This window comes from Streptomyces sp. NPDC023481 (genome assembly GCF_055560195.1).
The window spans coordinates 37,189-58,799 of record NZ_JBVHJE010000009.1 but is presented as its reverse complement, the minus strand read 5'-3'; the positions used below and the strand labels follow the sequence as shown (position 1 = coordinate 58,799).

20 protein-coding genes are annotated in these 21,611 nt (G+C 72.6%); 6 read left to right on the top strand and 14 right to left on the bottom strand.

Features of this window, described 5'->3' with window-relative positions; translation table 11 throughout:
- Nucleotide 1: 1 nt before the first annotated feature.
- The 10 genes from cysD to ACZ3ZD_RS19045 form a co-directional block, all read right to left on the bottom strand.
- Nucleotides 2–937, bottom strand: coding sequence for a sulfate adenylyltransferase subunit CysD (gene cysD / locus ACZ3ZD_RS19090; protein ID WP_467398555.1), 936 nt, complete (start codon nucleotides 935–937; stop codon nucleotides 2–4).
- Nucleotides 934–1,470 (bottom strand): adenylyl-sulfate kinase, encoded by a 537-nt coding sequence (gene cysC / locus ACZ3ZD_RS19085; RefSeq protein WP_467398552.1) that lies wholly within the window; start codon nucleotides 1,468–1,470, stop codon nucleotides 934–936. The genes cysD and cysC overlap by 4 nt, the downstream gene beginning before the upstream one ends.
- A gap of 77 nt (nucleotides 1,471–1,547) precedes the next feature.
- The gene (locus ACZ3ZD_RS19080; RefSeq protein WP_467398550.1) at nucleotides 1,548–2,258 is read right to left on the bottom strand and encodes a phosphoadenylyl-sulfate reductase; all 711 of its coding nucleotides are present in this window, start codon (nucleotides 2,256–2,258) and stop codon (nucleotides 1,548–1,550) included.
- Entirely contained in the window at nucleotides 2,255–2,437 is a 183-nt protein-coding gene (locus ACZ3ZD_RS19075) for a hypothetical protein (RefSeq protein ID WP_467398548.1), read from the bottom strand. The genes ACZ3ZD_RS19080 and ACZ3ZD_RS19075 overlap by 4 nt, the downstream gene beginning before the upstream one ends.
- Entirely contained in the window at nucleotides 2,434–4,131 is a 1,698-nt protein-coding gene (locus ACZ3ZD_RS19070) for a nitrite/sulfite reductase (RefSeq protein WP_467398545.1), read from the bottom strand. The genes ACZ3ZD_RS19075 and ACZ3ZD_RS19070 overlap by 4 nt, the downstream gene beginning before the upstream one ends.
- A gap of 126 nt (nucleotides 4,132–4,257) precedes the next feature.
- A complete protein-coding gene (locus tag ACZ3ZD_RS19065) occupies nucleotides 4,258–4,341 on the bottom strand; it encodes a putative leader peptide (protein ID WP_310739661.1) in 84 nt (27 codons plus the stop codon).
- 127 nt (nucleotides 4,342–4,468) lie between these two features.
- Nucleotides 4,469–5,041, bottom strand: a complete 573-nt coding sequence (locus ACZ3ZD_RS19060; RefSeq protein ID WP_467398543.1) for a GNAT family N-acetyltransferase — start codon at nucleotides 5,039–5,041, stop codon at nucleotides 4,469–4,471.
- A gap of 78 nt (nucleotides 5,042–5,119) precedes the next feature.
- A complete protein-coding gene (locus ACZ3ZD_RS19055; RefSeq protein WP_467398542.1) occupies nucleotides 5,120–6,454 on the bottom strand; it encodes a hypothetical protein in 1,335 nt (444 codons plus the stop codon).
- Between the two features lie 168 nt (nucleotides 6,455–6,622).
- The gene (locus tag ACZ3ZD_RS19050; RefSeq protein WP_467398539.1) at nucleotides 6,623–7,918 is read right to left on the bottom strand and encodes a helix-turn-helix domain-containing protein; all 1,296 of its coding nucleotides are present in this window, start codon (nucleotides 7,916–7,918) and stop codon (nucleotides 6,623–6,625) included.
- A gap of 422 nt (nucleotides 7,919–8,340) precedes the next feature.
- Nucleotides 8,341–9,978: an acyl-CoA dehydrogenase family protein gene (locus ACZ3ZD_RS19045; RefSeq protein WP_467398537.1), complete on the bottom strand. Its 1,638-nt coding sequence runs from the start codon at nucleotides 9,976–9,978 to the stop codon at nucleotides 8,341–8,343.
- 131 nt (nucleotides 9,979–10,109) lie between these two features.
- On the opposite strand from ACZ3ZD_RS19045, the gene ACZ3ZD_RS19040 reads away from it, so the two are divergent.
- From ACZ3ZD_RS19040 to ACZ3ZD_RS19025, 4 genes are all read left to right on the top strand, one after another.
- Entirely contained in the window at nucleotides 10,110–11,297 is a 1,188-nt protein-coding gene (locus tag ACZ3ZD_RS19040; RefSeq protein ID WP_467398534.1) for a YihY/virulence factor BrkB family protein, read from the top strand.
- 124 nt (nucleotides 11,298–11,421) lie between these two features.
- Complete coding sequence (locus tag ACZ3ZD_RS19035) at nucleotides 11,422–11,997, top strand: membrane lipoprotein (protein ID WP_467398532.1); 576 nt, start codon at nucleotides 11,422–11,424, stop codon at nucleotides 11,995–11,997.
- Nucleotides 11,998–12,050: 53 nt separating this feature from the next.
- The gene (locus ACZ3ZD_RS19030; protein WP_467399000.1) at nucleotides 12,051–12,722 is read left to right on the top strand and encodes a ThuA domain-containing protein; all 672 of its coding nucleotides are present in this window, start codon (nucleotides 12,051–12,053) and stop codon (nucleotides 12,720–12,722) included.
- Between the two features lie 164 nt (nucleotides 12,723–12,886).
- The gene (locus ACZ3ZD_RS19025; RefSeq protein ID WP_467398531.1) at nucleotides 12,887–13,750 is read left to right on the top strand and encodes an isocitrate lyase/PEP mutase family protein; all 864 of its coding nucleotides are present in this window, start codon (nucleotides 12,887–12,889) and stop codon (nucleotides 13,748–13,750) included.
- Nucleotides 13,751–14,265: 515 nt separating this feature from the next.
- On the opposite strand, the gene ACZ3ZD_RS19020 is transcribed toward ACZ3ZD_RS19025, so the two are convergent.
- From ACZ3ZD_RS19020 to ACZ3ZD_RS19010, 3 genes are all read right to left on the bottom strand, one after another.
- On the bottom strand, nucleotides 14,266–14,466 hold the full coding sequence (locus ACZ3ZD_RS19020; RefSeq protein ID WP_467398528.1) for a hypothetical protein: 201 nt from the start codon (nucleotides 14,464–14,466) through the stop codon (nucleotides 14,266–14,268).
- A 97-nt stretch (nucleotides 14,467–14,563) separates the two neighbouring features.
- Complete coding sequence (locus ACZ3ZD_RS19015; protein ID WP_467398527.1) at nucleotides 14,564–15,658, bottom strand: LacI family DNA-binding transcriptional regulator; 1,095 nt, start codon at nucleotides 15,656–15,658, stop codon at nucleotides 14,564–14,566.
- A 255-nt stretch (nucleotides 15,659–15,913) separates the two neighbouring features.
- The gene (locus ACZ3ZD_RS19010; RefSeq protein WP_467398525.1) at nucleotides 15,914–16,927 is read right to left on the bottom strand and encodes a hydroxyacid dehydrogenase; all 1,014 of its coding nucleotides are present in this window, start codon (nucleotides 16,925–16,927) and stop codon (nucleotides 15,914–15,916) included.
- Nucleotides 16,928–17,230: 303 nt separating this feature from the next.
- Here ACZ3ZD_RS19010 and ACZ3ZD_RS19005 point away from each other — a divergent pair, with 303 nt between their 5' ends.
- Entirely contained in the window at nucleotides 17,231–18,799 is a 1,569-nt protein-coding gene (locus ACZ3ZD_RS19005; RefSeq protein ID WP_467398522.1) for a carboxylesterase/lipase family protein, read from the top strand.
- A 179-nt stretch (nucleotides 18,800–18,978) separates the two neighbouring features.
- Here the strand turns inward: ACZ3ZD_RS19005 and mmuM are convergent, their stop codons facing one another.
- The gene (mmuM, locus tag ACZ3ZD_RS19000; RefSeq protein WP_467398520.1) at nucleotides 18,979–19,905 is read right to left on the bottom strand and encodes a homocysteine S-methyltransferase; all 927 of its coding nucleotides are present in this window, start codon (nucleotides 19,903–19,905) and stop codon (nucleotides 18,979–18,981) included.
- Nucleotides 19,906–20,096: 191 nt separating this feature from the next.
- On the opposite strand from mmuM, the gene ACZ3ZD_RS18995 reads away from it, so the two are divergent.
- A complete protein-coding gene (locus ACZ3ZD_RS18995) occupies nucleotides 20,097–21,470 on the top strand; it encodes an amino acid permease (protein WP_467398519.1) in 1,374 nt (457 codons plus the stop codon).
- Nucleotides 21,471–21,611: the final 141 nt, after the last annotated feature.

Genomic DNA, 21,611 nt, shown 5'->3' with positions numbered 1-21,611 from the left:
CTTAGAAGTACCCCTCGCGCTTGCGGTCTTCCATCGCGGCCTCGGACATCTTGTCGTCGGCGCGGGTCGCGCCCCGCTCGGTCAGCCGGGACGCGGCGATCTCGGTGATCACGGCGTCCAGCGTGGTGGCGTCGGAGTCGACGGCACCGGTGCAGGACATGTCGCCCACCGTCCGGTACCGCACGAGCCTCTTCTCGACCCTCTCGCCGTCCTTCGGGCCGCCCCACTCGCCGGCGGTCAGCCACATGCCGCCCCGGGCGAACACCTCGCGCTCGTGCGCGAAGTAGATCTGCGGCAGCTCGATGCCCTCGCGGGCGATGTACTGCCACACGTCCAGCTCGGTCCAGTTGGACAGCGGGAACACCCGGACGTGCTCGCCGGGTGCGTGCCGGCCGTTGTACAGGTTCCACAGCTCGGGGCGCTGCCGGCGCGGGTCCCACTGGGAGAACTCGTCCCGCAGCGAGAACACGCGCTCCTTGGCCCGGGCCTTCTCCTCGTCGCGGCGGCCGCCGCCGAAGACCGCGTCGAACCTCTCCGACTGGATCTTCTCGGTGAGCGGGAGGGTCTGGAGCGGGTTGCGGGTGCCGTCGGGACGCTCCTTGAGCACACCGCGGTCGATGTAGTCCTGGACGGAGGCCACATGGAGACGCAGCCCATGTGCGGCCACCACACGGTCCCGGTACTCGAGGACTTCCGGGAAGTTGTGTCCCGTGTCCACATGCAGCAGGGAGAAGGGAATCCCGGCCGGCGCGAACGCCTTCAGCGCGAGGTGCAGCATGACGATGGAGTCCTTGCCACCGGAGAACAGGATCACCGGGTTCTCGAACTCGCCCGCCACCTCGCGGAAGATGTGCACCGCCTCGGACTCCAGCGCGTCCAGGTGCGACAGGGCGTACGGGCTCGCCGTACCGCCGTCCACCTTGGCGACCGTGGTCATGCCAGTCCCCTCTCGCTCAGCAGCGCGTACACCGACCCGGCGGACTCCGGCACCGTCTGGTGCTGCGACTCGATCCGCAGGTCGGGCGCCTGAGGCTCCTCGTACGGGTCGTCGACCCCGGTGAGCCCGGTCAGCTCGCCCGACGCCTGCTTGGCGTACAGGCCCTTCACATCGCGCACGCTGCACACCTCGACCGGGGTCGCCACATGGACCTCCAGGTACGGCGTGCCGTTCGCCTCGTGCCGCTCGCGTACGGCGTCCCGGCTGTCGCCGTACGGCGCGATCACCGGCACCAGCGCCTTGACGCCGTTACGGGCCAGCAGTTCGGCGACGAAGCCGATGCGCTGCACGTTGGTGTGCCGGTCCTGGCGGGAAAAGCCGAGACCCGCCGAGATGAACTCGCGGATCTCGTCGCCGTCGAGCACCTCGACACGGTGGCCCTCGGCACGCAGCCGGTTCGCCAGCTCGTACGCGATGGTGGTCTTGCCGGCGCTCGGCAGACCCGTGAGCCAGACGGTGGCTCCGGTCGTCACGTGGTTCTCCTGGATCGCAGTGGTCGTGTCGGGCACGGACGCGGACGCGGACGACGGGTCCGTCGCGGTGGGCGCCGTCATCCGTGCAGCCCGCACTCGGTCTTGGCGCGGCCCGCCCAGCGGCCCGCCCGCGCGTCCTCGCCCTCCAGCACCCTGCGGGTGCAGGGGGCGCAGCCGACGGAGGCGTAGCCGTCCATCAGCAACGGGTTGGTGAGCACGCCGTGTTCGGTGACGTACGCGTCCACGTCGTCCTGGGTCCAGCGGGCGATCGGCGAGATCTTGACCTTCTGCCGCTTCTCGTCCCAGCCGACGACCGGGGTGTTCGCCCGGGTCGGGGACTCGTCGCGGCGCAGGCCCGTCGCCCACGCCTGGTAGTCCTTCAGGCCCTCCTCCAGCGGCCGCACCTTGCGCAGTCGGCAGCACAGGTCGGGGTCGCGGTCGTGCAGCCTCGGGCCGTACTCCGCGTCCTGCTCGGCGACCGTCTGCTTCGGCGTGAGGGTGATGACGTTGACGTCCATCACGGCCTCCACGGCGTCCCGGGTGCCGATGGTCTCCGGGAAGTGGTAGCCGGTGTCGAGGAAGACGACGTCCACGCCCTTCAGCACACGCGACGCCAGATGGGCGACCACGGCGTCCTCCATGGAGGAGGTGACGCAGAACTTCTTCCCGAAGGTGTCCACCGCCCACCGGAGGATGTCCAGCGCGGAGGCGTCCTCCAGGTCACGGCCCGCCTGCTCGGCGAGTGCCTTCAACTCGTCGGTCGTACGCTCCTGCCGAGCCGTCGTCATATCCGGTCATCCCCTCCGTTGTCGGCTCGCTGCAGCCCCCGGGCGAGCAGCCCGAGGAACTTCAGCCGGAATGCGCGGTTGCACGCCCCGCACTCCCAGGCGCCGTGGTCCTGCTCGTGCGGACGCAGGTCCTCGTCACCGCAGTAGGGGCAGTAGAAGGGTGCGGCCCGCTCGGTCACGACAGGGCCTCCTCGGAAGCCCGGGAAGCCCAGGTCGCGAACCGTTCGCCGGCCTCGCGTTCCGCCTGGAAGCGCTTCAGTACCCGCTCGATGTAGTCGGGCAGCTCGTCCGACGTCACCTTCAGGCCGCGCACCTTGCGGCCGAAGCCGGGCTCCAGGCCGAGCGCGCCGCCGAGGTGGACCTGGTAGCCCTCGACCTGCTCGCCCTGGTCGTTCAGGACCAGCTGGCCCTTGAGTCCGATGTCCGCGACCTGGATGCGGGCGCATGCGTTCGGGCAGCCGTTGAGGTTGATGGTGATCGGCTCCTCGAAGTCCGGCAGCCGGCGCTCCAGTTCGTCGATCAGCTGCGCGCCGCGCTGCTTGGTCTCCACGATGGCGAGCTTGCAGAACTCGATGCCGGTGCAGGCCATGGTGCCGCGCCGGAAGGTGGACGGCCGGGCGGTGAGGTCCAGCGCCTCCAGGCCCTCCACCAGCGAGTCGACCCTGTCCTGCGCCACGTCCAGGATGATCATCTTCTGCTCGACGGTGGTGCGGACCCGGCCCGAGCCGTGCGCCTCGGCGAGGTCGGCGACCTTCGTCAGCGTGGCCCCGTCGACCCGCCCGACGCGCGGCGCGAAACCGACGTAGAACCGGCCGTCCCGCTGCCGGTGCACACCGATGTGGTCCCGCCACTGCTGCACCGGCTGTTCGGGAGCGGGCCCGTCGACCAGCTTGCGCCGCAGGTACTCGTCCTCCAGTACCTGCCGGAACTTCTCCGCGCCCCAGTCGGCGACCAGGAACTTCAGCCGGGCGCGGTTGCGCAGCCGGCGGTAGCCGTAGTCGCGGAAGATCGAGATGACGCCCTCGTAGACGTCCGGTACCTCGTCGAGGGGCACCCAGGCGCCGAGCCGCACGCCCAGCTTGGGGTTGGTGGACAGACCGCCGCCGACCCACACGTCGAAGCCCGGGCCGTGCTCGGGGTGGCGTACGCCGACGAACGCGACGTCGTTGATCTCGTGCACCACGTCCAGCAGCGGCGAACCCGAGATGGCCGTCTTGAACTTGCGGGGGAGGTTGGAGTACGCCTTGTTGTTCAGGACGCGGCGCTTCATCTCCTCCAGCGCCGGCGTGGCGTCGATGATCTCGTCCTCGGCGATGCCCGCCACCGGGGAGCCGATCATCACACGCGGGGTGTCACCGCAGGCGGTGACCGTGGACAGGCCCACGCCCTCCAGCCGGTTCCAGATCTCGGGCACGTCCTCGATCCGGATCCAGTGGTACTGGACGTTCTGCCGGTCGGTGATGTCCGCCGTACCGCGCGCGAACTCCTGCGAGACCTCGCCGATCACCCGCAGCTGCCGTGTGGTGAGCGCTCCGCCGTCGATGCGCACCCGCAGCATGAAGTACTCGTCGTCCAGCTCCTCCGGCTCCAGGATCGCGGTCTTGCCGCCGTCGATCCCGGGCTTGCGCTGGGTGTACAGCCCCCACCAGCGCATCCGGCCGCGCAGGTCGCTCGGGTCGATCGAGTCGAAGCCGCGCTTGGAGTAGATCGTCTCAATGCGTGTCCGCACATTGAGACCGTCGTCGTCCTTCTTGACCTGCTCGTTGCCGTTGAGGGGGGTGAGATGGCCGACGGCCCACTGGCCCTCACCGCGGTGACGGCTCACCTTGCGGCGGGGCGCGGAGGCGGCGGGGTTCTGTGGGGTGGCGGCCATGGTTGTACGTCCTTCGGGACAGACGGGAAAACGGCTCTGACCTGCGCGTACGTGCGCGTGCGGGCATGGGTGCGCGCCATTGCGCAAGCGGGATCAGGTGCGGGGAGGAGCGGCGGTGCTGGGGCGTCAGCTCGCCGGACAGATGGCGCTGGACATGCGGCCGAGGTCGACGTGCCGCCGACTCACCAAGGCAATTCCAGTTCCAGGCATGACGGAAGCGTGTCACGGCGATCTGGACACAGTCCAGCTTCGTCCAACATCCGGACACCCTGGTCTCGAAATACGGGAAAGGGGTGTCGTCGCTCACATGCGCTGTCGGAAGGCTTGTCCCGCCAGGTCAGGCGGGGTAGGCCCCGGGCCACGGCCCCGGTGTGGCCACGTCCGGTTCCAGCTCCACCCTGGTGTCGAACAGCTTGAAGCCCCGCCGCTGGTAGTTGTCCATCGCGAAGGGGCCGTCCTTGCTGCACGTGTGCAGCCACACGCGTTTGGTCGGCGTCCGTGCCGGCCACCGCTCGGCCAGGTCCCAGGCGCGGGCCGTACCGTACGCCAGCAGGTGCCCGCCGATGCGCCGGCCGCGGAAGGCGGGGAGCAGCCCGAAGTAGACGATCTCGACCACGCCCTCGTCCTGCGGCTCCAGTTCCACGAAACCCGCCGGGGTGCCGCGGTCGTAGGCCACCCAGGTCTCCACGCCGGGCCGCTCCAGGTACTCCCGCCACCGCGCGTACGTCCAGCCCAGCCGGTCGGTCCACCGGATGTCACCGCCGACCGAGGCGTACAGGAAGCGGCTGAACTCGGGGGAGGGCACCTCGGCGCGGACGATCCGGACGTCGCCGTCGGGGGCGGCGGCGGGCAGGAGATCGGCCGGGCTGGTCTGCTCCAGGGACCAGGTGGTGACAGGAACGCTGCTCATGCGGGTCAGGGAACCATCCCGCGACCCGGTCTGTCGATCGGCGTCACCGGCTGACCCCCGGCCCGCCGGGCGCGGGGGTCAGCCCACCGCGTGGTCGAGGTCGGCCAGCGGCAGCGCGAACAGCATCCGGTCGGACAGCGACCACACCTCGCCGGTCGCCTGCCAGTAGGACAGGGAGCCCGCGTTCCGCGCCCAGCAGCGGTCCGAGGCGTCGGCGCCGCACCGGGCCGCCCGGGCCCCCGCGCTGTCCTGCCGCCACAGGCCGCCGTGCCCGTCCTGCGCATCGGGCAGCCGTCCCACATACCAGGACGACCGGTCCGCCCCCGCCTTCCGGTACGACAGCACGCCCCGGATCCCGGTCGCCCGGGTCCGGTACGCCTCCACCGCGTCCGCCCGGCCCCGGGCGTCCGTGGCGAGCAGTCCGGTGCGCGCCGGGTCGGTGCTGAAGGCGTACCGCCACAGCCGGGCGCGCCGGTCGCCGCCGGGCGGGGTCCACTCCGCGGCGACCAGGCTGTCGGGCGCGGTACCCCGGTCCAGGGCCAGCGCGCCGGGGCAGGGCGGGCCGGCGGGGGTGCAGCGGCCGGCGGCGAAGCGGTAGGAGCCGACCGCGGGCAGGACGAAGCGGTAGCCGTCGGCGGACCAGCCGCCGGGCACCCGGCCGATCGCGGGAGCGTCGACGGTGGTGCGCTGGATGCGGTCCAGGTCGTAGACGTAGAGCGCGTCGGCACTGCCGGACGCGGTGGTGACCAGCAGCTTGTTCTCGTACCAGACCATCCCGGAGATCCCGGAGGCCAGGCCCCGGTAGTCCCGGCCGCCGTCGACCGGGACCACCAGCAGCGCCCAGCGGTAGGCGGGGTGCGCGGGGTCGTCCGCGTCGACGAAGGCGACCCGGGCCAGGCCCCGCTCGGCGGGGCGGCCGGCGGTGGTGCTGTGGGTCCAGCCGGCCAGGACCACCCGGTGGGTGCCCCAGACGCCGTCGTCGTCGGCGTCCCCGGAGGTGGTGACCGACGCCGGCCGCCAGGTGTTGACGGCCGTGTCGGCCGGGTCCCAGCAGTAGGCGCGGGCGGCGGCCGGGGTGACGGGCAGGGACGCGCGGTCGCCGGAGGAGCAGTCGGGAGCCTCGCGCAGTACGCGGTCGGCGCTGTCCAGCACGTCGTCCACGCCGACCGGGCGGCCCATCGCGGCGGCGAGCCGGTCCAGCGTCCGGGCGGGGACCAGGTGCTCCTGGAGCCGGAGCGGGCCGGTGTCCGCGGGGGAGGTCAGCGGCTTCAGCGCGCCCGGGCCGTCACCGACCTCGGCCTGGGAGGCGCTGATCAGAGTGGCGGCGGCGGTGAGGGCCAGCGCCGTACCGGTCAGGACGGCGCGCAGTGCCGTGCCCCGTCTGCGCCGGCGGTGTCTGCCGCGATGCTTCATCTCTCCTCCAAGGGCGGGCCAACTGCGCCTCACGATCCGTACGTTGATCCGAGGAACAGGTGGGGAGGCCCGTACGGGATGCTACGGCAGGAACGGGCCGGGCAGGGCGAAGTCCGCGCAGATCGGCCGAGGGAGCACGGACCGGATCCGGGCCGGACGGACGGCCGTTCACGCCGGGCGGGACCCGTTGCGGCCCTCGTGCGTGGCATTCCGCTTCCGGGCCACCGCCGGTGCCGTCGACTGGGGGAGCAGGGCGGACGGATTTTCCGGAAGGATCACATCCACTTCCGTATCGTCGCAGAAACGATACGGCCGATGGTGCAGGAGTTCCCCGAGGTACCGCCGGATCCTCGACATCTCGGCCCGCACGGTCACCGTCCGCGACGGATCACCGAACAGGTCCTCCGCCAGCTCCGCCGCCCCGCGCCCGGCCCGGTGCTCGGCGAGCAGGAACAGCAACTCCGCGTGTCGCGGACTGAGTTCCCGGGACCAGGAGGCCGCCGATGCCGTGACCTCCACCGTGCACCGGGCCGCCCGGGAGACGTCCAGCACGATCCGGCGGACGGCACCGGCCTGTGCCTCGTCGTCCGCCCGCAGCAACCAGCCTCCGGCCAGTGGCTCCACCGCGCAGGACCCGAGCGAGGGCAGCCACCGGCGGCCCGGCGCCAGCGACTTGGGCAGCGCCACCCGCCGCACGTACGGCATCCCCGTCACGGCCGCCGCCCAGCCGTCGCGGTCCACCGCCAGCGCCCGCCCGGACAGCCGGGCCAGCACCGGCGCCGCCACCGCCCGCAGCCCCTCCAACGAGGCCTGGTGCAGCTCCCGCAGCCGGGCCTCGGCCAGCTTGGCCACCGAGTCCACCCAGGCCAGGGTGGCCGGATGCATGGTCTCCAACGGGCCGCTGACGTCCACCACCCCGAGCAGCCGGCCGTCCCGCGGGTCGGTGATCGGCGCGCCCGAACACGTCCAGGTGGCGTGCGACCGTACGAAGTGCTCGGCGGCGAACACCTGCACCGGCCGCCGCACCACCGCCGGGGTGCCCACCCCGTTGGTGCCGACGACGTCTTCCCGCCAGTCCGCACCGAGTTCGAAACCGAGCCCGTCGGCCTTGCGGAGCACCGCCGCCGACCCCTCCCGCCACAGCACCCGCCCGTCGGCGTCCGCCACCACCATGATGTGCTGCGCGACGTCCGCGACCGAGAGCAGCCCCTCGCGCAACACCGGCAGCACGTGCCGCAGCGGGGACTCCTCCCGCCGGCGCCGCACCTCGTCGGACGGCAACAGGCCGGAGCGGAAGTCGTGTTCGGGATCGACACCGCTGCGCAGCATCCGCCCCCAGGACTGCTCGATCACCGGGCGGGGCGCGATCCGCGCACGCTGCCCGGCGAGCGTGGCCTCACGCATCTCGTTCAGGACCCGCGCCGCCTGTGCCGCGTCCACGGCGGCCAAGCGCGCCACGTTCATCGGCGGGTTCACCACTGCGGTCCTCCGGGAAGGGGCGTCGAACACACTTGTCAAGCCGTCCGGGCGGCGGTTTCCGGTCCGGCTGTGCCTCTCATACTGCCGCTCCGGGCATGGCGGAGGCACACACTCCGCGCATGTGCCCCCATAAGTTGCAACCCCCTGCAACCCTGGTGGACCGCCGAGCGGTGGCTGAGACTTGACCACGACGCACTGCGCGTCCGCGGGCTCAACGGGCCCCGACGGTGGGGGTGGTGCCGTGTCGGCGCGGCACCACCCCTTGCCGTCCGGCGGTCCGGCGCATTCGCGGGCCGCGGGACAGGGTGCGGATCGGCGTGCGGTGGCGTCCGCGGGTGTTCGCGGCTGGGCGCGCAGTTCCCCGCGCCCCTGGGTGGGTGATCGCGTCCGGGACTGGAAGTTTCGGCCTAGAAGTCAGGCCTCGCCCGGTCGACCACCGATGCCAGGTTCAGGCCTGCCGGCAGGGTGCCGAAGGAGGCACCGCGGTCACCGGTCAGGCGGGAGGCGCAGAAGGCGTCGGCCACCTCCGGCGGGGCGTGCCGGACCAGCAGGGAGCCCTGGAGGACCAGTGCGAGCCGCTCCACCACGCGGCGGGCCCGGCCCTCGATGCCGTCCAGGTCGGCGAGTTCGGTGAACAGGTCCTTCACCGCGCGGTCCAGCCGGTGGTCGGCGCCGTGCGCGCGGCCGATCTCGGTGAGGCACGCGTCCAGCGCGTCGGGCTCCCGCTGCAGCGCCCGGAGCACGTCCAGCGCCTGCACGTTCCCGGCGCCCTCCCAGATGGAGTTCAGCGGCGACTCCCGCACCAGCCGGGGCAGGCCGGACTCCTCCACGTACCCGTTGCCGCCCAGGCACTCGGCTGCCTCCACCACCACCGGCGTACAGCGCTTGGTGATCCAGTACTTGGCCGCCGGCACCGCGAGCCGCAGGAAGGCCCGCTCCCGCTCCCCGCCGTCGTCCCAGGCCGCGGCGAGCCGCAGCGCGAGCGCTGTCGCCGCCTCCGACTCCAGCGCGAGGTCGGCGAGGACGTTGCGCATCAGCGGCTTGTCCACCAGCTTCCCGCCGAACGCCTCCCGGTACGCGCAGTGGTGCACGGCCTGCGCCACCGCCTGCCGCATCAGGCCCGCCGAACCGAGCGCGCAGTCCAGCCGGGTCGCGGCGACCATCCCGATGATCGTGCGCACCCCGCGGCCCTCCTCGCCGACCCGGCGCGCCCAGGTGCCGGCGAACTCCACCTCGGCGGAGGCGTTCGCGCGGTTGCCCAGCTTGTCCTTCAGCCGCTGGATCAGGAAGACGTTGCGGCCGCCGTCGGGCAGGACCCGCGGCACCAGGAAGCAGGTCAGCCCGCCGGGGGCCTGCGCCAGCACCAGGAACGCGTCCGACATGGGCGCCGAGCAGAACCACTTGTGTCCTGTCAGCACATAGGTACCGGGCTCCGTGAGGGGCCGCGCCACCGTGGTGTTCGCGCGGACGTCGCTGCCGCCCTGCTTCTCGGTCATGCCCATCCCGAACAGCGCCCCGGGTTTCCGTCCGGCGGGCCGCAGCTCCCGGTCGTAGACCGTGGACGTCAGCCGGGGCTCCCACTCGGCGGCCAGCTCGGCGTCGGCGCGCAGCGCGGGCACGGCCGCGTGCGTCATCGACAGCGGGCAGCAGGTGCCCGCCTCCACCTGCGTCCAGACCAGGAACCCGGCCGCCCGGCGGACATGCCCCGCCGGCCGCGTCCAGGCGCCGGTCAGACCGGCCGAGACACCCTTGCCGAGGAGGCGGTGCCAGGCCGGGTGGAACTCGACCTCGTCGATCCGGTGGCCGTACCGGTCGTGGCTGCGCAGCCGGGGCGGGTTCTCGTCCGCCTGCACCGCCCACTCGTGCAGCTGTGCGGAGCCGGCGGCCCGGCCGAGCGCGGACAGCTCGGCGCGCACCTCGTCCAGGACGTCCGCGGCCGTGTAGCGGTCGACGGCCTCGGCGAGGGCCCGGTCGGCGGTGAAGACGTCGTAGCCGAACAGCGGGGGCGGCTGGTTCGTCACGGTGTGCGTGGAGGTGCCTGCCATGGTGGGGAACCTACCCGGGAAGGCGGCGGTGATGACCTCCGGAGTGGCACAGCGCCGGGAACCGGACGGGGCGCACCCTTGATCGCCCCCGGAAGGTGAGCACGGCCCGGCATGACGGATACCGTTAGGACGTGCAGCCAGCAAGTGAACCCCCCGAGCAGCCGGCCGGTCGGCTCCACCGGGCCAGAGCCCTGTACCGGAACGTCTCCAAGCGCAGGACCGCCTGGCTGCTGCTCAAGGACACCGTCAACTCCTGCATGGAGTACCGCATCCTGGGCCTGGCGGCCGAGGCGGCGTTCTTCACGCTGCTGTCCGTGCCGCCGCTGCTGCTGAGCCTGATCGGACTGCTCGGCTACGTCGACGACTGGACCGGCGCCGACACCATCCACAGCCTGGAGACCAACCTCCTGGCCGCCTCCCGCACGGTCCTGTCCGACAAGGGCGTCAAGGAGATCGCCGAGCCGATCCTGCACGACGTGATGAAGGGCGGCCGGCCCGACGTCATCTCCATCGGCTTCCTGTTCGCCCTGTGGTCGGGTTCCCGCGCGGTGAACGTCTTCATCGACACCATCACCGTCATGTACGGCCTGGACGGCGTCCGGGGCATCGTCAAGACCCGGATCATGGCGTTCCTGCTGTTCATCGTGGCCCTGCTGATCGGCTCGGTGGCGCTGCCGCTGATGGTGGCCGGACCGGACGCGGTGGTGCGGATCCTGCCCTGGTCGGAGACGCTCGTCCAGGTCCTGTACTGGCCGGTCGTGATCGTCCTGTCCATCGTCTTCCTGACGACCCTCTACCACGTGTCCGTACCGGTCCGCTCCCCGTGGATCGAGGACGTGCCCGGCGCCCTGGTCGCCCTCGCCATGTGGGTCCTGGGCAGCTTCCTGCTGCGCATCTACCTCACCAGCACCATCGAGGGCGCCACCATCTACGGCTCCCTCGCCGCCGCCGTCGCCGTCCTGCTGTGGATCGGGGTGTCCGCGTTCGCCGTGCTGGTCGGCGCGGCGGTTAACGCCGCCATCGACCGGGTCTGGCCCGCCGCGGCCACGGCCGCCGCGCGCGAGGCCAACGAGCGGATGCGCCGTGCGCAGGTCGCCGACTACGTCGCCCGTGCCGCGGCGGCCCGCGAGATCGACCCCGACGACCCCGACATGCCCTCGGAGTTCCCCGAACGCTGGTCCCGCTTCCTGCCCCCGGAGGACGTGACGGCCCGCCTGCGCACCCATGCGAAGAACCCGCACCACGCCCACAAGGGACACGGGGGTCACGGGAGTCACAACGGCAACGGCGGCGACGGCGGGGTACATCCGGTGCGGTGACGTCGTGGCCGACGGCTACGGCTACGGCTACGACTAGGGCTAGGGCTACGGCGCGGGCCACTCGCCGCGTCGCCGGTTCGCGTGAAACCGGCCCCCGGAAACCGCCGTGCGGCACCATGGGCGCATGATCCGTACCGCACGCGCCCTGCCGCTGCTGCTCCTGCCCGCCCTGCTCGCGGCGTGCGGCACCGAGAAGGGGGAGACCGGCGGCGCCCGGCAGCCCACGCCGACCACCCCCACCCCCGCCGCCACCCGCACCGCCACCGCCTCGCAGGCCGAACTGGACGACCACCTGCGCGCGTTGGGCATCGCACCCGAACTCGTCTACGTCACCGACGTACCGGGCTTCACGATCGCCCAGCAGTCCATAGGCGTGAACGGGGACGACGGCTTCTCCGTCTCGTACTGGGCGAAGGACGGCGCCGTGCTCCACCTCTACGCCGAACGCGGCAGCGCCGCCGACTGCCCCGAGGGGTATGTCTGCCGGGAGCCGGTGAAGGGCCGCGTGGTGCGGATCGGCGGCGAGAAGGTCGCTCCCGGTGTGCTCCGCCGGGCCGCCGACGCCGTCCACCGCCCCGCACCGGACGAACTCGTCGGCCTGCTGCCGCCGCCCCGCACCGCGACGGCCCCGGTGAAGCGCGGCGACCTCCCGACGTACGGCGACGGAGCGCCCGACAACCGTGTGGGCGAGGGCGGTTGAGCGGTTCGGCCCCCCGGCGGCCGCACAGCGCTGCCGGGGGAGGGCGCGCCCCCCTGGAGTCGTGCGGTACGTCTCCTCGTCTCCTCGTCTACACCCGTACCGCCGACTACCGCCACGACTCCATCCCGGACGCCGTCGCCGCCGTCCGGGACCTCGGCTCCTTCGCGGTCGAGCACACCGAGGACCCCGCTGACCTCGAACGCCCGCTGGACGGGTTCGCGGCCGTCGTCTTCCTCTCCACCAGCGGCGACGTCCTCACCCCGGCCGGACGCGAACGGCTGGAGAGCCACCTCCGCTCGGGTGGCGGCTTCGCCGGGGTGCACGCCGCGGCCTGCACCGAGTACGGATGGCCGTACTACGGCGAACTCCTCGGCGCCCGCTTCACCCGCCACCCCGCCCACCAGCCCGGCCGCGCCCTCGTCACGGAACCCGCCCACCCCGCCACCCGGCGGCTGCCGGCCGCGTGGGAGTTCACCGACGAGTGGTACGACTTCGACCACCCTCCCGGCGGCGGGGCCCGGGTGCTGCTGCGTGCCGACGAGACGTCGTACGACGGTGGCGGGATGGGCGCGGACCATCCGCTCGCCTGGTGCCGTGAACGGGGCCCCGCGGGCGGACGCGTGTTCTACACGGCACTCGGCCATTCCGTCGACGCCTACCGCGACCCGCTCTTCCTGGCCCACCTGAACGGTGGGCTTACCTGGGCGGGACGGCTCGCCGAGTGACGTTTCTGCGGTGAACCCGTTCCGCCATCGGAGTGAGTAAAGCTGGCGTAGGTGAGAGGTCACGTGAATATCTAGAGATGCTCTTGTCTTGGCAAAGGGCGTCGAGACGCGGCGGCCCACCCCCACCCCGCCCCGCGTCACCCACCCACGGGAGGAGCCGGACCTTGACTTACGGGAAGAAGCTGCGCGAGCGCATCGCCGAGCCCGGGACCACTCCGCTGATCGGCGTGTACGACATGTACTCGGCGTCGATCGCGGCCAAGCACTACGACGGGATGTTCGTATCGGGCTTCGGCTTCGCGGCCTCGTACTACGGGCTGCCCGACATCGGATTCATCGCCTGGCCCGACATGGTGGCCTTCGTCCAGCGGCTGCGGGGCGCCTTCCCGCGCCACCACCTGCTGGTCGACATCGACGACGGGTACGTCGACCCCGAGGTCGCCTGCCACGTCGTCGAGGGACTGGAGCGCATCGGCGCCTCCGGGGTGATCCTGGAGGACCAGAAGCGGCCCCGCCGCTGCGGCCACGCCGACGGCAAGCAGGTGCTGCCCCTGGAGGAGTACCTGGAGAAACTGCACAAGGTCCTGGAGACCCGCAAGGACCTCGTCGTCGTCGCCCGTACCGACGCCACCGACGAGCACGACATCCTGCACCGCGCCGAGCGGCTCGCCGCCACCGACGCCGACGTGGTGCTGGTGGACGGGGTGCGCAGCGTCGAGTGGATCGAGCGGATCCGGAAGGTCGTCGGGGACAAGCCGCTGCTGTTCAACCAGATCGCGGGCGGCAAGTCGCCCCGCCTGTCCCTCGGCGAACTGTCCGACCTCGGCGTGGACGTCGCCATCTACAGCACCCCGTGCCTGTTCGCCGCGCACGAGGCGATGGACTCCGCCCTCGCCGGCCTCAAGGCGGCCGACGGCCGGCTGCCGGAGGTGGACCCCGCCAGCGGGGTCGGGGTGAAGGCCTCCACCACCCTGCTGGAACGCAACATCGCCCCCGAGCGCCTCACCCCCGAGGGCGTGGGCGTGTGACCGGTGCCGTACCCCGGCTCCGCGTGGCCACGGCGGTCGCCGCCGCGCTCCTCGGGGCCGGTGCCGTACCCGCCGTGGCGTCGGAGGGTCTGATCACCGTGATCGACAACTCGCACGCCGACTCCTGGCTCGAAGTCGACCGCACTGCCAATGTGCAGACCGGCAGCGGCACCGCCGGCAGCGACCACGACGGCAGCGCCGTGGACGTGGTGGAGGCCCTCTTCGGCCCCGGCCCCGGCCGCGGCAGGGAGGCGGACGCGGAGCCGGAGAAGCCGACGACCGAGGGACCTGGAGAGACCGACGCACCAGGACGGACGCAAGGGTCTGCAGGGACGGCGGTGCCGGAAGGGGCTCAGGGAACGGGAGGTACTCAGGAACCTGGAGGGACCGTGGCGCCTGGAGGGACCGTGGCGGTTGAAGGGACCGAAGGGTAGGGGACGACGGAACAGGGAGACGGCCGGGCACCCCGTGCGGGAGGTGCCCGGCCGTCTCCGTGTGCCCGGCCCGTACGGCGCTCAGTCCTCCGTGAGGTCCGGGCGGCCGGTCTCGTCCAGCTCGACGTCCTCCTTCGGATCGTGCTCGTCGGCGGGCGAGGCCACGGTGACGCGCTGCTGTCCAGGCGCGACGGTGCGGGAGGCGTGCGCCGAGCCGTAGACGGTGACCAGGGCGGCCGCGGTCACGGCGAGGGCCGCGGCGATACGCGTGGTGTGGTTCATGCCCGGCAAACGAACCCCGCCCCGGCCCGGTCACCGTACCCGCCTCCCACCAGATTCCCCGTCACGCGGTCGGCCGCTCGGCCCGCACCCACCGGCGTCACGCGGTCGGCCGCTCGGCCGGCCGCACCGGTCCGCTCGCCGCGGCGCGGGCCGCCGGGGGCGGGGCCGTACTCGCCCGCTCCACCAGCCGTGTCGACAGCTCCGTCCGCGTCCCCTCGGGGCGCTCGCCGTGCATCAACCGCACCAGCAGCCGCAGCGCCGTCGCCGCCATCTCCGCCAACGGCTGCCGTACGGTGGTGAGCGCCGGGACGGCCCAACGGGCCTCGGGCAGATCGTCGAAGCCCACCACGCTCACCTCGTCCGGCACCCGCAGCCCCCGCTCCGCCAGCGCCGCGTACACCCCGAGCGCCATCCGGTCCGCGCACACGAACACCGCGGTCGGCGGCTCGGGCAGCTCCAGCAGCTCGTGCATGCGCAGCCGGGCCGTGGTCTCGTCACCGCCCGCGTGCCGCACGTAATCGGCGCGTTGCCGCACGCCCGCCGAGGCGAGCGCCGAACGGTAACCGGCCACCCGGGCGCCGTCGGCCATCGCCCGCCGGTGCCCGGCGATCACCGCGATCCGCTCATGGCCCAGCCCCAGCAGATGCTCGGTCGCACGCACCCCGCCCTGCCAGTCGGCCGCCCCGACCGACACCACCCCGGCCGGCGGCTCGTGCACCGGGTCGATGAGCACGTACGGGATGCGATGGTGGTCGAGCCACGCGTACTGCGCCGTGGACAGCTCCGCGAGCGGGAGCAGCACGCCCGAGGAACCGCGCGTGATCAGCTTGTCCAGCCAGCCGCGCTCCGGCCGGGCGTCCCTGGTCCGGCTCGCACCGGCCGAGACCACCACCTCGAGACCCGCCTCGTACGCCGCCGCCTCCACCCCGCGCAGCACCGCCCCCGACCGGGAGCTCTCCAACGAGTGCAGCACCAGGTCCACCAGGCCCGGCGCCTTCGACGCGTCGAAGCGGGGCCGGCGCACATAGCCGAGCCGGTCGAGCGCCTCGGTCACCCGGCGGCGGGTCTCCGGAGCCACGTCGTCCCGGCCGTTGACCACCTTGGACGCGGTGGGCACCGACACGCCCGCCTCCCGGGCCACCACCGCCAGCGTCGGCCCGGCCGCGACGCTCGTACTCCCCGCACGGACCATGGGGAACCACCTCTCCGGCCCGCCCGTGGGCCACCGAAAGTTGCGACCGACGTTGCGACAACGCTGCGGCCGACGCTGGGCCGAACGCTGCCACGACGGCCTGCTCGCCGACCGTGCGGAAAGCGCTTCCTACGATAAGTGCGCGCCAAGACGGCGGGAAGACCTGGGAATTCACGCGATGGCACGCGGCGGAACTTTCGAAACTCCGAACGCCGGGGGTCCCGGTCTCCCGACCCGGTGGGTTGCCGGGTGTCCTCAGGCCACGCGGGTCAGGTCCCCGTGCCGCACCCGGTGTCGCGGTGGCAGGCCCTCGGCCAGTCGCTCCAGTTCCTCCACGACGATCACGCCCAGCCGTTCCAGCTCGTTGCCGAGCGAGCCCGCGATGTGCGGGGTGAGGAAGACGTTGGGCAGCCGGTACAACGGGGAACCGGCGGGCAGCGGTTCGGGCTCGGTGACGTCCAGGACCGCGCGCAGGCGTCCCGAGACCAGCTCCTGGGTCAGCGCCTCGTGGTCGACCAGCGCACCGCGCGCGGTGTTGATCAGCACACCCCCGTCCCGGACCAGGGCGAGCCGGGCACGGTCGAGCATGTGACGGGTCTCGGGGATGTCGGGGGCGTGCAGGGTGACGATGTCGCTGCGCCGCAGCAGGTCCTCCAGCGGTACCGGTTCCGCCCCCAGTGCGGCGGCCTCGGCCGGGCTGACGTAGGGGTCGTACAGCAGGACCGTGAGGTCGAACGGCCGCAGCAGCTCCATCAGGCGGCGGCCCACGCGGGAGGCGCCGACGACTCCGACGCGGCGGCCCAGGTTGCCGGTGGCGGCGGTCTCGGCGGGGGTCGGATGGGTGCGGGTGCGGCGATAGCGCTCACGGTGGTCGAAGGCGTCCTTGCCGACGAGCAGGATCATCGCGAGCGTGTACTCCGCCACCGGCAGCGCGTTACCGGTGACCGCGCTGGAGACGGTGACGCCGTCGGCCCACAACGCCTCGCCGACCAGGGAACGGACCGAGCCGGCGGCGTGCAGCACGGCACGCAGTTCCGGGGCCGCGGCCAGGACACCGGCGTCCAGGTGCGGGCAGCCCCAGCCGGTGATCAGCACCTCGGCCGTGGCCAGGGTGCCGGCCGCCGCCGGATCGGCGAAGTCCCTGACGACGAACGCCGGGTCGATGTCCGCCGTCCGCCTCAGCCGTTCCATGAGCGGCGGGGGGAACAGCAGCGGGAGATGCACCGGATCCATCGCGAACACGGCCCGCGGCGGCTGAGGGCTGGGCATGGCTCTCCTGACGAACGGTGGGGCGGGGGGCGTGGACAGGCGTGCAGAAAGCGCCTTCTACCGTATTTCTGCCGGGAAGGACGGGTCAATCGGCCACTCCACGGGCTCCTCGGAGGGGGTGCCCTCCCGGATCCCTCGCCGTATACGCCGTATACGCCGAATGGCCCAGTCCTGGGCTCGTGCACCGGAATACATTCGGACAATGTGATGCTCTGGGGTGAACGGTGAGCCGCGAACCGGAACGGTGAACCGCGAAAGGTGAACCGCGAACGGTGCGCGAGCTCGGCGAAGGGCTGGTGGGCGATGGCGGCAGACCAGACGGGCCCCGTGGTCATCACACCCCACGGAGCCGTACGCGGCCGGTACGAGCGCGGCATCGCGGTGTTCCGCGGCATCCCGTACGCCGCCCCGCCCTTCGGCCGCCGCCGGTTCCGCCCGCCCGAACCGCCCGAGCCCTGGGACGGCGTGCGCGACGCCGGCGCCTTCGGGCCCACCGCGCCCAAACCGCCGTACTCCGATGCGTTCGCCCGGTACCTGTCCGACCCGGTGATCCCCGGCGACGACTGCCTCAACCTCAACGTATGGACCCCCGAGCCGGGGCCCGGGGCCCGGCTCCCCGTAGTCGTCTGGCTGCACGGCGGTGCCCTGACCAGGGGCTCCTCCGCCGTGCCGGTGTACGACGGCCGTACCTTCGCCCGCGACGGCGTCGTCTGCGTCTCGGTCAACTACCGCCTCGGCGTCGAGGGCTACGGCCTGTTCCCCGACGCACCCCCCAACCCCGGCCTGCGCGACCAACTCGCCGCCCTGCACTGGGTGCACGACACCATCGGCGCCTTCGGCGGCGACCCCGACCGGGTCACCCTGTGCGGCCAGTCGGCCGGCGCCATCAGCACCGGCGTCCTGCTCGCCGCCCCCGCGACCCGCGGCCTGATCCGGCGCGCGGTCCTGCAGAGCGGACCGCCGGAAGTCTCCGACCGGGACAAGGTACGCCGCATGGTGCGCCGCATGGCCAATCGGCTGAAGATCCCCGCCACCGCCGAGGCGTTCGCCGCCGTCGACCGCGACCTGCTGCTGCGCACCCAGGCCGAGGTCGGCCGGCTCAGCAGCCCCGTCCTGGGCGGACCCGCGTTCGGCATCGTCGTGGACGGCGAACTCGTCCCCCGCGACCCCCTCCAGGCCCTGCTCGACGGTGGCGCCGCCCCAGGCGTCGACCTGCTCATGGGCTGGACCCGCGACGAGTACCGGCTCTGGTTCACACCCGGTGGACTACAGGAACACATCGACCGGCTCGGCCCGGTCGCCCTCGCCGCAGCCATGGCCCGCTGCCACGCCGGACACGAGGTACCCCGCGCCTACCGCGCCCTCCACCCCGACGCCGGCGTCGCCGAGATCGTCGGCCAGATGGTCACCGACCACCTGCTGCGCGCCCCGCTGCACCGCCTCGCCGACGCCCGGGCCGGCACCTCCCACCTCTACGAGTTCGCCTGGCCGTCCCGCCTCCCCGGCCTCGGTGCCTGCCACGCCCTGGAACTGGGCTTCGTCTTCGACACCGGCGACGTGCCCGAGTCCAGGAAACTGGCCGGCGAGGGCGCCCCGCAGGAACTGTGCGACGCGATGCACGCGGCCTGGGTGCGGTTCGCCACGAGCGGGGACCCGGGGTGGCAGGCCTGGGACGCGTCCCATCCGGTACGGATCTTCGGCGACGGTCGACCGTACACGGCATACGGCCCACGGGACGCGGAAATCACCCTGTGGTCGACTGCGCACACCGTCCCGGAGTCCGACCGCGCCTCCGGAATCCGGGCGCCGGGGGCCGAGTGGGCGGCGGCGGTACGCCGTTTGCGACGGTCGGCGGTGGTCCGGCGGCACTGATTGCATCCTGTCGGCGATCTAGGGTCGCCCGTCTGCGGTCGCCCGTACACAGTCGCCTGCCGCCCGTCGACACTCCCCGGGTCGACAGAGTCGGCAGCCGACCGTCGACGGTCGGCACACCTCAGTCACCAGCCGCCCCTCACCCCCCACGATGGAACAGCCCACGTCGGCCGCCGCACTCAGGCCGAGTCCAGCGCCCGCGCCACCGCCCCGATCGCCGCCGGTCCCACCCGGCAGCACCCCCCGATCAACCGTGCCCCCGCGTCCCGCCACGCCTTGACCTGCTCGGTGCCGAACGTGGTGCGGCCGGCCCAGGCGCGGGCTTCCGCGTCCCAGGCCTCGCCGCTGTTGGGGTAGACCACGACCGGCTTTCCGGTCACGCGGGCCGCGATCTCCACGGCGTCCGTCACATCCTCGGGCGCACAGCAGTTCACGCCGACCGCGATGACCTCGTCCACGTCGGCGGCCAGGGCGAAGGCTTCTTCCAACGGCTGTCCCGCGCGCGTGTGCCGACCGTCGACCGTGTACGAAAGCCAGGCGGGCACCCCCAGCCCGCGCACCGCCCGCAGCAGGGCCGCCGCCTCGTCCGCGTCCGGAACCGTCTCCAGCGCCAGGACGTCCGGCGCGGACTCCGCCAGCACCTCCATGCGCGGCCGGTGGAACCGCTCCAGCTCGCCGACGCCCAGCCCGTACCGCCCCTGGTACTCGGAGCCGTCCGCGAGCATCGCCCCGTACGGGCCGACCGAGGCCGCCACCCACAACGGGCGGTCGACCCCGTCCGCGTGAGCCTGCCGGGCGGCCCGCCGGGCCAGCTCCACGCTCGACCCCAGCAGGCGGGTCGCCTCCGCGCGGCTGATCCCGCGCTTGGCGAAGCCCTCGAAGGTGGCCTGGTAGCTGGCGGTGATCGCGACGTCCGCGCCCGCCCTGAAATAGGCGAGGTGCGCCTCGGTGACCGCCTCGGGTCGCTCGGCGAGCAGCCGCGCCGACCACAGCTCGTCGCTCAGGTCGTGTCCGGCCGACTCCAGCTGGTTGGACATGCCGCCGTCGAGCACGACCGTTCCGGCGGCGAGGGCTGCGGAGAGACTGGGGGAGGTGTTGCTCGTCATGTCACGACGCTAATCGAAGCGCTGGGGATACGGACCCCGGTGTCCAGTAGGTGAGCACCTGCCCAGACTCTGCTGACCTGCGGAGACTCCGCGCACGCCCGTGAGTGTGTCCAGTTCGTGAACAGAGCGCCCAGCATGTGGAACAGCGGGGTACGATCACGCCCCCTCCCGCTCCCGTGTACGGAACCGTCATGACTGCGCCCAGCTCCACCGAACCCGCACGGCCGGCCGAGGCCGCCGCCACTCCCCGGCGCCGCACCTTCGGCCTGGCCGCCGCCACCGCCCTCGTGATGGGCAACATCATCGGCGGTGGCATCTTCGCCCTGCCCGCCACCGTGGCCCCGTACGGCACGGTCAGCCTGCTCGCCTTCGCCGTGCTGTCCGTCGCCGCGGTCCTGCTCGCCCTGCTCTTCGGCAAGCTGGCCCGCCGCAGCCCGGTCACCGGCGGCCTCTACGTCTACCCCCGCGACGCCTTCGGGCCGTTCGCGGGGTTCCTGTCGGCCTGGTCGTACTGGACGATGTGCTGGGTCAGCATCGCCGCGCTCGCGGTCGCCGTCGTCGGCTACGTCGACGTCCTCATACCCCTGCACGGCAACCGCCTCCTCCAAGGCCTGGTCGCCGTCGCCGCACTGTGGCTGCCGGCCGCCGCGAACTTCGCCGGTACCCGTGTCGTCGGTGTGGTGCAGATCGTATGCACCGTACTGAAGTTCGTCCCCCTTCTCCTCATCGCGACCGTCGGACTGTTCTTCGTACGCGCCGACAACTTCGGCCCGTTCAACGCCACCCATGACAGTGTCCCGGGCGCCGTCGCCGCCTCGGCCGCGCTGCTTCTCTACAGCTTCCTCGGGGTCGAGTCGGCAGCGGTGAGCGCGGGCGAGGTGGAGGACCCGGAGCGTACGGTGGGCCGCGCGAGCGTCCTCGGCACGCTGGGCTCCGCGCTCGTCTACCTGCTCGGCACGGTCGCCGTCTTCGGCCTGGTCCCGCACGCGCGACTCGCGCAGTCCGGCGCGCCGTTCGCCGACGCCGTGGACGCGATCACCGGCGGCCACTGGGGCGGTACCGTCATCGCCCTGGTCGCCGTCGTCTCGATCACCGGCTGCCTCAACGGGTGGATCCTGCTGGCCGCGCAGATGCCGTACGCCGCCGCCCGCGACGGGCTCTTCCCGGCCCCCTTCGCGAAGTCGGGCAGGGGCGGGGCGCCCGGTTTCGGAGTGTGGGCCTGCGCGGTCCTCGGCACGCTCCTGATCGCCCTCAACTACACGGCGGGCCCCGACACCACCTTCCGGGTCCTCGTGCTCATCACCACGTTCACCGGCTGCGTGCCGTATCTCCTGTCCGCGGCCGCCCAGTTGTACTGGCTGGCCCAGGGGTCCCGTGCCCGGGTCCGACCGGCCGGCCTCGCCCGTGACCTCACCGTCGCCGCCCTGTCCTTCGCCTTCTCCTTCTGGCTGATCGCCGGCGCCGGCTACGCGGCCGTCTACCAGGGCGTGCTGTTCCTCTTCGCGGGCATCCCCGTGTACGTGTGGCTGCGCGGCCGCCGGGAACCGGCCGAAACGCCCGCCTGACGTCAGCTGTCCACATCGGGAGGAGGGGAAGCGCTTTCCCCTCCTCCCGCGCGACCCATTGACCCTCTCGGGGCCCACCCTTACCTTTTCGGCGTTCGGAATCACAGATGTTGTACGCGATATCGAACGAATGGTGTTCCG

What these genes read in the sequence shown, in the direction of transcription:
- cysD (WP_467398555.1), bottom strand. Translation starts at nt 937, where the DNA reads ATGACCACGGTCGCCAAGGTGGACGGCGGTACGGCGAGCCCGTACGCC.
- ACZ3ZD_RS19080 (WP_467398550.1), bottom strand. Translation starts at nt 2,258, where the DNA reads ATGACGACGGCTCGGCAGGAGCGTACGACCGACGAGTTGAAGGCACTC.
- ACZ3ZD_RS19070 (WP_467398545.1), bottom strand. Translation starts at nt 4,131, where the DNA reads ATGGCCGCCACCCCACAGAACCCCGCCGCCTCCGCGCCCCGCCGCAAG.
- ACZ3ZD_RS19065 (WP_310739661.1), bottom strand. Translation starts at nt 4,341, where the DNA reads ATGCCTGGAACTGGAATTGCCTTGGTGAGTCGGCGGCACGTCGACCTC.
- ACZ3ZD_RS19060 (WP_467398543.1), bottom strand. Translation starts at nt 5,041, where the DNA reads ATGAGCAGCGTTCCTGTCACCACCTGGTCCCTGGAGCAGACCAGCCCG.
- ACZ3ZD_RS19055 (WP_467398542.1), bottom strand. Translation starts at nt 6,454, where the DNA reads ATGAAGCATCGCGGCAGACACCGCCGGCGCAGACGGGGCACGGCACTG.
- ACZ3ZD_RS19050 (WP_467398539.1), bottom strand. Translation starts at nt 7,918, where the DNA reads ATGAACGTGGCGCGCTTGGCCGCCGTGGACGCGGCACAGGCGGCGCGG.
- ACZ3ZD_RS19045 (WP_467398537.1), bottom strand. Translation starts at nt 9,978, where the DNA reads ATGGCAGGCACCTCCACGCACACCGTGACGAACCAGCCGCCCCCGCTG.
- ACZ3ZD_RS19035 (WP_467398532.1), top strand. Translation starts at nt 11,422, where the DNA reads ATGATCCGTACCGCACGCGCCCTGCCGCTGCTGCTCCTGCCCGCCCTG.
- ACZ3ZD_RS19020 (WP_467398528.1), bottom strand. Translation starts at nt 14,466, where the DNA reads ATGAACCACACCACGCGTATCGCCGCGGCCCTCGCCGTGACCGCGGCC.
- ACZ3ZD_RS19015 (WP_467398527.1), bottom strand. Translation starts at nt 15,658, where the DNA reads ATGGTCCGTGCGGGGAGTACGAGCGTCGCGGCCGGGCCGACGCTGGCG.
- ACZ3ZD_RS19010 (WP_467398525.1), bottom strand. Translation starts at nt 16,927, where the DNA reads ATGCCCAGCCCTCAGCCGCCGCGGGCCGTGTTCGCGATGGATCCGGTG.
- ACZ3ZD_RS19005 (WP_467398522.1), top strand. Translation starts at nt 17,231, where the DNA reads ATGGCGGCAGACCAGACGGGCCCCGTGGTCATCACACCCCACGGAGCC.
- mmuM (WP_467398520.1), bottom strand. Translation starts at nt 19,905, where the DNA reads ATGACGAGCAACACCTCCCCCAGTCTCTCCGCAGCCCTCGCCGCCGGA.
- ACZ3ZD_RS18995 (WP_467398519.1), top strand. Translation starts at nt 20,097, where the DNA reads ATGACTGCGCCCAGCTCCACCGAACCCGCACGGCCGGCCGAGGCCGCC.